Source organism: Nocardia sp. NPDC005366 (genome assembly GCF_040606855.1).
Taxonomy (GTDB): domain Bacteria; phylum Actinomycetota; class Actinomycetes; order Mycobacteriales; family Mycobacteriaceae; genus Nocardia.
This window is the reverse complement of sequence record NZ_JBEXFQ010000002.1, coordinates 224582-237430: the sequence shown is the minus strand read 5'-3', so window position 1 is coordinate 237430 and position 12849 is coordinate 224582. Positions and strand designations below refer to the sequence as shown.

Below are 12849 nucleotides of genomic sequence, written 5' to 3'. Positions count from 1 at the left end.
AGGACGACAGCTGACCCGCCCGGTCGGGCGACATCCGACCGCAGCGGCGCTCTCGCCCCGGGAGTCCCTCGCCTGCGACAGGACTCTGATCATGCCCCCGTAGGTACGGTGGCGGGTATGCGTACCGGGCGACTGATCGCGATGACACTGACCATCATCGCCACCGTAGTGGTGGCGGCCTGCTCGTCGGATTCCAATCCGCCCGAGCCGACTACCGGCGATTGGCACGGCGCCATCCAGCTTCCCGGCCAAGGTCTCGACATCGGGGTGAGCTTCACCGATGACGGCACCGCCACCATCGATATCCCCGCGCAGGGCATGCGGGACGTCGCGCTGAAGGATGTGCGGACCGACCGCGGCGGCGTGGAATTCGCCATCCCCGGTATTCCCGGTGATCCGGCCTTCCGTGGCCGCTACGAATCCGACCGCATCACCGGTGATTTCACGCAGGCCGGTCAGAGTTTCCCGCTGACCCTGGAACGGGGGAAGGTCGCCGGGCTCGCGCGTCCGCAGGAGCCGAAGCCGCCGTTCCCGTACCAATCCGAGGACGTCACCTACCGCAACGGCGATATCACCATCGCCGGCACGCTCACCCGTCCGAGGGGCGGCGGACCGTTCCCCGCGGTGCTGATGATCACCGGGAGCGGCCCGCAGAACCGCGACGAAGAGATGATGGGCCACAAACCTTTTCTGCTGTTGGCCGATGCGTTGACCCGCGCGGGCTACGCCGTGCTGCGCACCGATGACAGGGGCGTCGGCGGCACCGGCGGCACACTGGACGCGGCGAACTACGCCGACCTGTCGGGCGACGCGGCGGCCGGGGTGAGTTTCCTGCGCGGTCGAGGTGATATCGATCCGGCCCGCGTCGGACTGTTCGGTCACAGCGAGGGCGGCTACCTGGCCCCGTTGGTCGCCTCCCGGCCCGACAGCGGCGTCGCCTTCGCCATTCTGATGGCGGGCCCGGCTGTCCCCGGCGACCAGGTACTGGTCGAGCAGACCCGTGTCATCATGGCGGCGAACGGCGCGTCCGCCGAGAACATCGACAAGCAGGTGGGCGAAACCGCCGAACTGGCCGCATTGCTGAAGGCAGGCGATCTCGAGGGCGCGAAGGCATTGCTGAAGCGCGCCAACGCCGCACTGCCGCAGGCTCAACGCGTTCCGGACGCCGAGGTCGGTGCGCAGGTCACCCCGTATTTCGCCGCGCTGATCCAATACGATCCGGCCCCGGCGCTCTCGGCGCTGCGTATTCCGGTCCTCGCCTTCTTCGGCGACAAGGATCTCCAGGTGATTCCGGCCCAGAACGAGCAGCCGATGCGCGATCTGCTGGCGTCGGACCCGGATGTCACCGTCCACACCTTCCTCGGCCTGAATCATCTGATGCAGCCCACCGAAACCGGCAAAACCAGTGAATACGCCACCATCGAGACCACCGTCTCGCCGGAAGTGCCGACCTATGTCACCGCCTGGCTCACCCAGCGCTTCCCGCCGAAGTAGTGCCCGTGAGACGCCGCCCGCCCGGCATCGGGAGGTCGGCGCGGCTTACCTAGACTGAACCCCATGAGCGAGCGTAGCGAGCGAAAATCCGGCACAGTCAGCGAGGCCAGGGCATGAGCGCACCCACCGCCGAGTTGATGGAGTACGCCGAGGTCATCTCCCGGTACGAGCCGGTGCTCGGCATGGAAGTCCACGTCGAGTTGTCCACCGCGACCAAGATGTTCTGCGGCTGCCCGACCGAATTCGGCGCGGAGCCCAATACCCAGGTGTGCCCGGTCTGCCTGGGGCTGCCCGGTTCGCTGCCGGTGGTGAACGAGAAGGCCGTGGAGTCGGCGATCCGGATCGGCCTCGCGCTGAACTGCTCGATCACCCCGTGGGGCCGTTTCGCCCGCAAGAACTACTTCTACCCCGATCAGCCGAAGAACTACCAGATCAGCCAGTACGACGAGCCGATCGCGACCGAGGGCTACCTCGATGTGGTGCTCGATGACGGGAGCGTCTTCCGCGTCGATATCGAGCGCGCGCATATGGAGGAGGACACCGGGAAATCGCTGCACGTCGGTGGTGCGACGGGCCGCATCCACGGCGCGAGCCACTCGCTGCTCGACTACAACCGGGCGGGCGTGCCGCTGATCGAGATCGTCACCAAGCCGATCACCGGGGCGGGCGAGCGCGCGCCCGAGGTGGCTCGCGCCTACGTGACCGCCCTGCGCGAAGTGCTGAAATCGCTCGGCGTTTCCGATGTGAAGATGGAGCAGGGGTCGCTGCGCTGCGACGCCAACGTCTCGCTGATGCCGGTGGGCGCGAAGGAATTCGGCACCCGCACCGAGACCAAGAATGTGAACTCGCTCAAGAGTGTCGAGGTGGCCGTCCGCTTCGAGATGCGTCGCCAGGCCGCGGTGCTCGCCGGGGGCGGCAGCATCGTGCAGGAGACCCGCCACTTCCACGAGGCCGACGGGGCGACATCGCCCGGCCGCCGCAAGGAGACCGCGGAGGATTACCGCTACTTCCCCGAACCGGATCTGGAACCTGTTGCGCCGGAAGCGGATCGGATCGAGGAGTTGCGGGCGACCATTCCCGAGTACCCGTGGCTGCGGCGCGCCCGCATCCAGTCCGAATGGGAGCTCTCCGACGAGGTCATGCGCGATCTGGTGAACGCGGGCGCGCTCGATCTCATCATCGCCACCGTCGACGCGGGGGCCCCGGTCAACGAGGCGCGGTCGTGGTGGGTCGCCTACCTCACCGAAAAGGCCAAGGAGCGCGAGGTTTCCCTGGAGGATCTGCCGATCACCCCCGCCCAGGTGGCCGAGGTCATCGGGCTGGTCGAGGCCAAGACGGTGAACAACAAGGTCGCCAAGCAGGTCGTCGACTTCGTGCTGGCGGGCGAGGGCGATCCGGCGAAGATCGTGGAGACCAGGGGCCTCGGCATGGTCAGCGACGACAGCGCCCTGCAGGCCGAGGTCGAGAAGGCGCTGGCGGCGAACCCGGATATCGCCGAGAAGATCCGCTCCGGCAAGGTTCAGGCCGCGGGCAAGATCGTCGGCGATGTCATGAAGGCCACGCGCGGTCAGGCCGATGCCGCCCGTGTCCGCGAACTGGTGCTGGCCGCCTGCGCGTGATCGCCTCGGCGTAACCGCCGCCGGTCCGCACGGTCACGGTGCGCAGTCGTCGTCGGACACCCGGATACACGAACGGCGCTCACGGTAGGTGAGCGCCGTTCGTCATGGCCGGATATCCCTAGTCGGGTCCGCCGCCTCCGCCGGACTGGGGCAGCGGAATGCGCACGACGCGATCGTCATTGGGACCGGGCTTGCCATCGGTCTTGTTCACCGTGCCCACCCAGAAGCTGCCGTCCGGCCCGATGGTCGCGCCGCCGAGCTGACCGTATTTGTCCTGGGACAGCAGACTCGGCGCGGTGGTGATCGCATGGGTTTTCTCGTCGGCCGCGGCCAGCGCCAGCGCCTTCGCGTAGGTCAGCGAGACGGCGACACCGTCGACCGCGGCCGCACAGCCCGCGACGCCGGGACGGTCCGGCCAGGTCCACGCGACGGTGACCTGACCGTCGGGGCCGAGACGTTGCAGCCGATCCTCGGCGGGAGTGCGGTCGGTGATCCAGACGCTGTCCTTGCCGTCGCGGCACAGGTCGCCCGCGACGCCGATCCCCGAGATCACGATCTCGGCTGCCGCGCCCGGCGCGGGCGCGTTGACCCGCAGCACCTTGCCCGCCAGCGAGGACGGGGTCGACGCCAGACCTGGATTGCCCGCGTCACCGGTGAGCACGAGTAGTTGATTCGGCGTCGCCCATTCCAGCGCGCCGTGATTACCGTTCTGGCCCTTCGGAATTCCGGTCAGGATGTCCTTCTGCGAGCCGCCCTCGGCGATGCGGACCACGCGGTTGTCGCTGCCGGTGGTGATGTAGGCGTACATCAGCCCGTCCTCGTGGAAGGTGGGGGACAGCGCGATATCGCTGAGTCCGCCGTCCGTCGATCCGTCGACATCGACCTTGGCGATCTCGACCGGCGGGGTATCCGGATCGACCACCTTCAGAATGCGGCCGGTGCGGCGTTCGGCCACCAGCGCGCCCTCGCTGATCCCGATGATGCCGCCGGTCGTGTCCAGGCAGGTGGCGACCACGGCCGGATCGGGATCGATGCACGGACCGCTCGGACGCGTGGTCGAGGGCGGCGTGTTCTGGGGCGATTTGGGATCGGCGGGTTCGAACGTCGGCTCCGGGGTGAAGGGGCTCGACGCCGAATCGTCGAACCGGGCGCATCCGGCCACCAGAAGGGAGCCGAGCGCCAGACACATCACGACGCGACCAACGACAACCACACTCATGGCTCAGACGTTACGGAAATACCGCCGGACGCGCCCCTCCCGGGTGGGTGTCGTGCGCCGTCCGGCATCGGCGGGGTGACTGACACGCCGTCGCGTTTGGGCAGTCCGACCGCAGCGCGCGGCATAGGGTATGCCCGTGAGTGAGCGGAGCGAGCGAACCATTGACGCCCATCCGGCCCGGTGGAATCGAGCGACAGAGAGGCGCGGCCGTGGCCGATAAGACGAAGGACACATCCGGGCTCGCCGAGCCGTCGACCGGCGAGCAGACCTCGGTGTCGACCGGTCGGGGCGTCGGCAGCCCCTACGATTCGCCGACCGGGCAGCTACCCCGGGTCGGAATGACCAAGAGCCCCGATTCGGGTGCCGACGTGCCGCGCACCGATGACGAACTCGGTCTCGATCCAGGGCCGGACGTGCCGACGGTGTCCGCGCGCTCCGATACCTCCGGTACCGGAGCTACGGCCGCCGACGCCCCCGGCGCGGGCGGGACGGCTGGGGGCACGACGGCTGGGGGCGCGACGGCTGGGGGCGCGACGGCGGCGGGCACGACGGCGGCAGGCACGACGTCGGCAGGCACGACGGCGGCGGGCGCCAAATCCGCGTATTCCTACGCGAGCATCCCCCCGGCCGCCAACCCGCCCGGTGAGCCGAGTAGATCGCTGCGCCGCCGCACCGTCGACAATCGCCGCGGCACCCTCGATCTGGGACTGTTCCTGCTGCGCCTCGTGGTCGGCGGCACCTTCGTCTACCACGGCCTGCAGAAGCTCACCGGCTGGTTCAACGGTCCCGGACTCGACGGCACCCGCGACATGATGGCCGACGGCGGTTGGGATCACGCCACCGTATGCGCCCTCCTGGTGACCGTCGGCGAACTCGGCGGCGGCGCGCTGCTCGCGCTCGGCCTGGTGACGCCGCTGGCCGCGGGTGCGGTGCTCGCGGTGATCCTCGACGCGTGGGCCTGGAAGCAGGGCATGATCCCCGGCTTCCAGTACCGCGGCAGCGTGCCCTCCGGCATCGAATTGGAAAGCGTTCTGGCAGGCACCGCCGCCGTCATCATCCTCACCGGTCCGGGGCGCTGGTCGTTCGACCGCAATCGCGGCTGGGCGACCCGTCCCTCATACGGATCGTTCGGTGTCCTCGTGCTCGCGGTGGTCGCGGCCATCGGCGCCTACTGGTATCTGCACGGCGGCAATCCGTTCACCGGCATCGGTCCCTTCGACTGACCGAAAGCGCCCCTCGTCACCCGACGAGGGGCGCTCGGCCGCCGGGGTTACGGAACCCGCCGGACCGCGCCCTTGTCGGCCGAGGTGGCGAGGGCGGCGTAGGCGCGCAGCGCGGTCGTGACGGTGCGCTCGCGAGCCAGCGGCTGCCAAGGCCGTTCGGACGCTTCCATTTTCGCGCGGCGCTCGGCCAGCACATCGTCGTCGACGACCACCTCGAGGGTTCGGGTCGCGACGTCGATGCGGATCTGATCGCCGTTGTGGACCAGGCCGATCACCCCGCCGCTGGCCGCCTCCGGCGAGATATGCCCGATCGACAACCCGGAGGTACCACCGGAGAAGCGTCCGTCGGTGATCAGCGCGCACTGCTTGCCGAGACCCGCGCCCTTCAGGAAGGCGGTGGGGTGCAGCATTTCCTGCATACCGGGGCCGCCGGAGGGGCCCTCGTAGCGGACGACGATCACATCACCCGGCTTGATCTTCTTGCCGAGAATCGCCGAGACCGCCTCCTCCTGCGACTCGACCACCACGGCCGGGCCCTGGAAGGAGAACAGCTCCTCATCGATACCCGCGGTCTTGAGGATCGCGCCGTCCGGGGCGATATTGCCGCGCAACACGACTAGACCACCTTCCACGGTGTAGGCGTGCTCCTTATCGCGGATGCAGCCGCCCGCGGCGTCGGTATCCAGTGACGACCAGCGGTTCTCGGTGGAGAACGGTTCGGTGGTGCGCACGCCGCCGGGTGCGGCGTGGAACAATTCGATCGCTTCCTCGGTAGCCTTGCCCGAGCGGATATCCCAGGTGTCGAGCCATTCGTCGAAGCTCGCGGAATGCACCGTCGTCACATCGGTTTCGAGCAGTCCGGCGCGGCGCAGCTCGCCGAGGATGGCGGGGATGCCGCCCGCCCGGTGCACGTCTTCCATGTGGTAATCCGAATTCGGCGACACCTTGGACAGGCAGGGCACCCGGCGGCTGATCTCGTCGATGGTCTCGAGATCGAAGTCGACCTCGCCCTCCTGCGCGGCGGCCAGCGTGTGCAGCACCGTGTTGGTGGATCCGCCCATCGCCACATCCAGCGCCATCGCGTTGCGGAAGGCCTTCTCGTCGGCCACATTGCGCGGCAGCACCGACGCGTCGTCCTCGCGGTACCAGCGGTTGGCGATATCGACGACGACGGTGCCCGCCCGCTCGAACAGGGCGCGGCGCGCGGCATGGGTGGCCAGCGTGGAACCGTTGCCGGGCAGCGCGAGACCGAGCGCCTCGGTGAGACAGTTCATGGAGTTGGCGGTGAACATGCCGGAGCAGGAGCCGCAGGTCGGGCAGGCGCTGCGTTCGACCTCGGACAGACCGTCTTCCGACACAGCCTGATTCGCGCTGGCCGAGATGGCGGTGATCAGATCCGTCGGCGCCTGCGCGACACCGCCGACCACGACCGCCTTACCCGCCTCCATCGGACCGCCGGAGACGAAGACCGTCGGGATATTGAGCCGCATAGCGGCATTCAGCATGCCCGGGGTGATCTTGTCGCAGTTCGAGATGCACACCAGCGCGTCGGCGGTATGCGCGTTGACCATGTATTCGACCGAGTCGGCGATGATCTCGCGCGACGGCAGCGAGTAGAGCATGCCGCCGTGCCCCATGGCGATGCCGTCATCGACCGCGATCGTATGGAATTCACGCGGCACGCCTCCGGCGGCGCGCACCGACGCCGCCACGATCTCGCCGACTTCCTTCAGGTGCACGTGGCCGGGAACGAACTGGGTGTAGGAGTTCGCGATGGCGACGATCGGCTTACCGAAATCGGAGTCGGTCATACCGGTGGCCCGCCACAGGGCGCGGGCTCCGGCGGCGTTGCGGCCGACGGTGGTTGTGCGTGAACGAAGCGGTGGCATGGAGGGTCCTCGATGGGTCGCGGGGGCTGATGTGCGACAGCGCAGAGCCGGCTCGCCGGCCACCCCACGGTACTCCCGGCGGACTCGGCCGCTTACGCCGGGAATCGGAGTGTGTCATCGGGGTGCGCGTCCCGTGCGCGCGGCGTTATCAGTCCGTCGCCGTGCGGAGTGTGGTTATCCCCACCCGTGTCATCCATCACACGAAAGGGCGGGCGCTGTCGTCACTCTCGCGGTTTCGGGTCCGCATCGGCGTCGTCCACCGCCTTCGCTGCCGCCTTCTCTGTGGCTTTCTCTGCCGCCTTCGCTGTGGCCTTCGCTGTGGCCTTCTCCGCTGCCTTTTCGGTGGCCTCGCGCTCGGCCCATGCCCGTTCCTCGGCCGCTTCCGCGGCGGTGAACAGGTCGGGAATCCGGCCGTGGGACGCGGTGATCAACTCCCGTAAGCGGTCGTAGCTCACGGCGGGCAGCGTCACCTCGGAATCGTCGTCGAGATGGGCGCGGACGAATCCGCGCTTGGGAATCCGCACGCCCTTGACCTGCGCCCACTCCAGATGCCGTGTGCCGAGTACGGTGCGCAGATCGAGTCCGGCGTCCGACACGGTGGTCTGGGTCCGCAGGATCCAGATCCCCACCGCGGCCGGGAGCAGCAGCAGCCACCACAGGAAAGCGGGCGCGCCGACGAAGAAGAAGAATGTGCCCATCAGCAGGACGACCACGCCGAGAAACGCCAGGCGCGGGGTGCGGATGACCTTCGTTTCCGGCCGTGGCCGGTCCGGGCTGATCGAGCTACCCGTATCCGATCCCTCGGGCGCGGTGTGGGACGATTCAGGTGGTGGCACGGACTGATGCGGTGATGACACACCACCATCCTCGCATCTGGTGAATGGACACAAGCAGCCGCACTGTCCCACATAATGGGACGCACTGGGTCATCTGTTTGACTCATCGGTTCACGCCCGCTTAACGTCATGCGCGTGAATCCACACGAGTTGCTCGTACTCGGCCGGCGCGTCCAGCGTTGAGCCTGACTACCTGAGTCGAATACGTCAGCTCGCGTCGCGACGCGCCACCCTCGATCAGCCATGCGCTGACGGGGGCTTTTTTGTGTTCGGGCGAAAGTGTCGAACGTGGCCGTCGGGAGGGATGTCCGGTCATATCGAATTGAACAGCAGTGTTGTCCGGGGTCGAGTACGAACAGTTAGGAACGAAGACGGTGAGTGCACCAACCGCACGGCCAGGGCCCTCGGCCCGCAGGCCGGCGCCTTCGGCGAATCAGCAAGCCGCGTCCGCGGCCACGACAGCGGCGAACCGCCGCCAGGTCCCGCCCGAGCGGGTCACCGGCGCGAAATCCGTAGTCCGTGCGCTCGAGGAGCTCGGCGTCGACACCGTATTCGGCATTCCCGGCGGCGCGATTCTCCCGGTGTACGACCCGCTCTTCGACTCGACCAAGGTGCGCCACGTGCTGGTGCGACACGAGCAGGGCGCTGGCCACGCGGCCACCGGTTACGCCCAGGCCACCGGCAAGGTCGGCGTGTGCATGGCAACCTCGGGCCCCGGCGCGACCAATCTGGTCACTCCCATCGCGGACGCGCAGATGGACTCGGTCCCGATCGTTGCGATCACCGGCCAGGTCGGTCGTAGCCTGATCGGCACCGACGCGTTCCAGGAAGCCGATATCTCCGGCATCACCATGCCGATCACCAAGCACAACTTCCTCATCACCGACGGCATCGACATCCCGCGCATCATCGCGGAGGCGTTCTACCTGGCCGCCACCGGTCGCCCCGGCGCGGTGCTCGTCGACATCCCCAAGGACGTGCTGCAGGCGCAGACCACGTTCACCTGGCCGCCGGAGATGCGGCTGCCCGGCTACCGTCCGGTCACCAAACCGCACGGCAAGCAGGTGCGCGAAGCCGCCAGGATGATCTTGGAGGCCAAGCAGCCGGTGCTCTACGTCGGCGGCGGCGTGATCAAGGCCGACGCCTCGCCGGAGTTGCTCGAACTGGCCGAGCTGACCGGAATCCCCGTGGTCACCACGCTGATGGCCCGCGGAGCCTTCCCGGACAGCCACGACCTGAACATGGGCATGCCCGGTATGCACGGCACCGTCGGCGCGGTCGCCGCGCTGCAGAAGTCGGATCTGCTGATCACCCTCGGCGCGCGTTTCGACGACAGGGTCACCGGTCAGCTGGATTCCTTCGCGCCCGGCGCCAAGGTCATCCACGCCGATATCGACCCCGCGGAAATCGGGAAGAACCGGCACGCGGACGTGCCGATCGTCGGCGACTGCCGCGAGGTGATCGTCGAGTTGATCGAGACGCTCAAATCCGATCCGGCGGGGCCGCCGAAATTGGATCTGGCCGCCTGGTGGCAGTACCTGGACGGCGTCCGCAAGAGCTATCCGCTCGGCTGGACCGCTCCCAGCGACGGTTCGCTGTCGCCGGAGTACGTCATCGACGCGCTGGGCAGGCTCGCCGGACCCGACGCCATCTACTGTGCGGGCGTCGGCCAGCACCAGATGTGGGCCGCGCAGTTCATCAAGTACGAGAAGCCGCGCACCTGGCTGAATTCGGGTGGTCTCGGCACCATGGGCTACGCCGTCCCGGCCGCCATGGGCGCCAAGATGGGCGCGCCGGACAAGGAAGTCTGGGCGGTCGACGGCGACGGCTGCTTCCAGATGACCAACCAGGAACTGGCCACCTGTGCCGTCGAGGGCGTGCCGATCAAGGTCGCGCTGATCAACAACGGCAACCTGGGCATGGTTCGCCAGTGGCAGACCCTGTTCTACCAGGAGCGTTACTCCAACACCGACCTCGGAACGCACACCCTGCGCATCCCGGACTTCGTGAAACTCGCCGAAGCGCTCGGCTGCTACGGCATCCGGGTGGAGAAGGAGGAGGACGTGGAGGCCGCGATCCGCGAGGCGCAGTCCATCAACGACCGCCCCGTGGTGATCGACTTCATCGTCGGCAAGGACGCCCAGGTGTGGCCGATGGTCGCCGCGGGCACCGGCAACGACGAGATCATGGCCGCGCGCGGAATCCGTCCCCTGTTCGACGAGGACGAGCAGTCCGCGGAGCCCGCCGTCATCCATGAGGCCCTGACCCACGGGCAGGCCGAGCACGAGAAGAACCAGGTGAGCGAATGAGTACGACCCACACCCTGAGCGTTCTCGTCGAGGACAAGCCGGGCGTGCTGGCGAGGGTCGCGAGCTTGTTCTCGCGGCGCGGTTTCAATATCGAGTCACTGGCGGTCGGCGGGACCGAACTCCCCGAGATCTCCCGCATGACCATCGTGGTGACCGTCGACGATCTGCCCCTCGAGCAGGTCACCAAGCAGCTCAACAAGCTGGTGAACGTCATCAAGATCGTGGAACAGGACGCCGACGCCTCGGTGGCCCGCGAACTGATCCTGGTGAAGGTGCGCGCCGACGCCAGTGTGCGGACCCAGGTCATCGAGGCCGTGACGCTTTTCCGGGCGAAGGTCATCGATGTGTCCCCGGACGCGCTCACCGTCGAGGCGACCGGAACCCGGTCCAAACTCGACGCATTGCTGCGCATGCTCGAACCGTATGGCATTCGCGAGATCGTGCAGTCCGGCGTCGTCGCCGTCGGTCGCGGGCCGAAGTCCATCACGGCGACGCGCTAGTGCCTGATCCGTCGGTCGCGGCCAGCGGCTAGTCTTGCTGCGATCGACGGTCGGCGCACTGCGCTTCCCCGCCATCGCGGGGATCTGATTTTGATCTGTAGGAATTTGACAACTATGCACCGCGCAGCAGCGTGGTGTGCCCCGCCTCGGGCGGGGTTGATCCGGAAGGAACCACACAGTGGCAGTCGAGATGTTCTACGACGACGACGCCGACCTGTCGATCATCCAGGGCCGCAAGGTCGCTGTCATCGGCTACGGCAGCCAGGGCCACGCGCACTCGCTGAGCCTGCGCGATTCGGGCGTCGAGGTCCGCGTCGGCCTCGCCGAGGGTTCGAAGTCGCGCCCGAAGGCCGAAGAGGCCGGTCTCACCGTCGGCACCCCCGCCGAGGTTTCGGAGTGGGCCGACCTGATCATGGTGCTGGCGCCCGACACCGCGCAGGCGTCCATCTTCACCAACGACATCGAGCCGAACCTGAAGGACGGCGACGCGCTGTTCTTCGGCCACGGCCTCAACATTCACTTCGGCCTGATCAAGCCGCCCGCCGAGGTCACCATCGGCATGGTCGCGCCGAAGGGCCCTGGCCACCTGGTGCGTCGTCAGTTCGTCGACGGCAAGGGCGTTCCCGCCCTGATCGCGATCGATCAGGACCCCAAGGGCGAGGGGCAGGCGCTGGCGCTGTCCTATGCCAAGGGCATCGGCGGCACCCGCGCGGGCGTCATCAAGACCACCTTCAAGGAAGAGACCGAAACCGACCTGTTCGGTGAGCAGGCCGTGCTGTGCGGCGGCACCGAGGAACTGGTCAAGACCGGTTTCGAGGTCATGGTCGAGGCCGGTTACGCGCCGGAGATGGCCTACTTCGAGGTGCTGCACGAGCTGAAGCTGATCGTCGACCTCATGTACGAGGGCGGCATCGCGCGCATGAACTACTCGGTGTCCGACACCGCCGAATTCGGCGGCTACATCTCGGGCCCGCGTGTCATCGACGCCGACACCAAGAAGCGGATGCAGGACATCCTCAAGGACATCCAGGACGGCACCTTCGTCAAGCGCCTGGTCGCCAATGTCGAGGGTGGCAACAAGGAGCTCGAGGCGCTGCGCAAGCAGAACGCCGAGCACCCGATCGAGGTCACCGGCGCCAAGCTGCGCAACCTGATGAGCTGGGTGGACCGCCCGATCACCGAGACCGCCTGAGTCACGGCGTCATAGCGAGATGGCCCGCTCCGATCCGGAGCGGGCCATCCGCGTTCGGGGACTAGCTGCTGCCGAACAGCCCGTGAGGGTGATGCGGGTGGTGACCCGGACCGTGGTGATCCCACGGATCGCAGCCGTCGAACAGGCCGTCCCACGGCTGGTGCCGCAGGTCGTCCCAGAAGTTGTCCCACGGATCGCCGTGGTGGCAGCCCTTCCTGTCATGTTCGACCTCGGCCACCGCCGGGCCGTGGTCGGCCGAGGCCGGACCGGCCGCGACGGTGACGGGAACCGCGGCGAGCGCGCCCGCGATGGCGGCTCCGGCCAGCAGGCGGCGGGAGGTGCTGGACTTTCTCGTCGTGAACAACGTGAATCCTTTCGAACTTCTCGACATTCGGCACGTCGCCGACCTTCGCGGCGAGGCGCCCGCGGGGTGGCGCAGGTCGGGATCGATGGGCAAGAGCCTCGACCGATCCGCCGACGTAGCGGCCACCGCACGATCACACTGTGCCGTACTCGGATTGAAAATTCACTAGTGACGACATCATGACGAGAAACTTTTCATACTTTG

10 protein-coding genes are annotated in these 12849 nt (G+C 67.7%); 6 read left to right on the top strand and 4 right to left on the bottom strand.

Annotated features, from left to right (window positions below; genetic code table 11):
- Positions 1–117: 117 nt before the first annotated feature.
- Together ABZS43_RS03355 and gatB are read left to right on the top strand one after the other, a co-directional pair.
- On the top strand, positions 118–1494 hold the full coding sequence (locus tag ABZS43_RS03355) for an alpha/beta fold hydrolase (RefSeq protein ID WP_355034179.1): 1377 nt from the start codon (positions 118–120) through the stop codon (positions 1492–1494).
- 113 nt (positions 1495–1607) lie between these two features.
- On the top strand, positions 1608–3113 hold the full coding sequence (gene gatB / locus ABZS43_RS03350) for an Asp-tRNA(Asn)/Glu-tRNA(Gln) amidotransferase subunit GatB (RefSeq protein WP_355034178.1): 1506 nt from the start codon (positions 1608–1610) through the stop codon (positions 3111–3113).
- Between the two features lie 118 nt (positions 3114–3231).
- Here the strand turns inward: gatB and ABZS43_RS03345 are convergent, their stop codons facing one another.
- A complete protein-coding gene (locus ABZS43_RS03345) occupies positions 3232–4332 on the bottom strand; it encodes a PQQ-dependent sugar dehydrogenase (protein WP_355034177.1) in 1101 nt (366 codons plus the stop codon).
- Between the two features lie 209 nt (positions 4333–4541).
- On the opposite strand from ABZS43_RS03345, the gene ABZS43_RS03340 reads away from it, so the two are divergent.
- Entirely contained in the window at positions 4542–5555 is a 1014-nt protein-coding gene (locus ABZS43_RS03340) for a DoxX family protein (protein ID WP_355034176.1), read from the top strand.
- A 47-nt stretch (positions 5556–5602) separates the two neighbouring features.
- Here ABZS43_RS03340 and ilvD read toward each other — a convergent pair whose 3' ends face one another.
- The gene (gene ilvD, locus ABZS43_RS03335; protein ID WP_355034175.1) at positions 5603–7444 is read right to left on the bottom strand and encodes a dihydroxy-acid dehydratase; all 1842 of its coding nucleotides are present in this window, start codon (positions 7442–7444) and stop codon (positions 5603–5605) included.
- A gap of 221 nt (positions 7445–7665) precedes the next feature.
- Complete coding sequence (locus ABZS43_RS03330; protein ID WP_355034174.1) at positions 7666–8301, bottom strand: PH domain-containing protein; 636 nt, start codon at positions 8299–8301, stop codon at positions 7666–7668.
- Between the two features lie 353 nt (positions 8302–8654).
- Between ABZS43_RS03330 and ABZS43_RS03325 the strand changes: the two genes are divergently transcribed.
- The 3 genes from ABZS43_RS03325 to ilvC all read left to right on the top strand — a co-directional run bounded on the left by ABZS43_RS03325 (position 8655) and on the right by ilvC (position 12281).
- Positions 8655–10589, top strand: a complete 1935-nt coding sequence (locus ABZS43_RS03325; protein WP_355034173.1) for an acetolactate synthase large subunit — start codon at positions 8655–8657, stop codon at positions 10587–10589.
- The gene (ilvN, locus tag ABZS43_RS03320) at positions 10586–11089 is read left to right on the top strand and encodes an acetolactate synthase small subunit (RefSeq protein ID WP_040708923.1); all 504 of its coding nucleotides are present in this window, start codon (positions 10586–10588) and stop codon (positions 11087–11089) included. Before ABZS43_RS03325 ends, ilvN begins: the two co-directional genes overlap by 4 nt.
- A 190-nt stretch (positions 11090–11279) precedes the next feature.
- Complete coding sequence (gene ilvC, locus ABZS43_RS03315; RefSeq protein WP_355034372.1) at positions 11280–12281, top strand: ketol-acid reductoisomerase; 1002 nt, start codon at positions 11280–11282, stop codon at positions 12279–12281.
- Between the two features lie 61 nt (positions 12282–12342).
- Here ilvC and ABZS43_RS03310 read toward each other — a convergent pair whose 3' ends face one another.
- On the bottom strand, positions 12343–12645 hold the full coding sequence (locus tag ABZS43_RS03310; RefSeq protein ID WP_355034172.1) for a hypothetical protein: 303 nt from the start codon (positions 12643–12645) through the stop codon (positions 12343–12345).
- Positions 12646–12849: the final 204 nt, after the last annotated feature.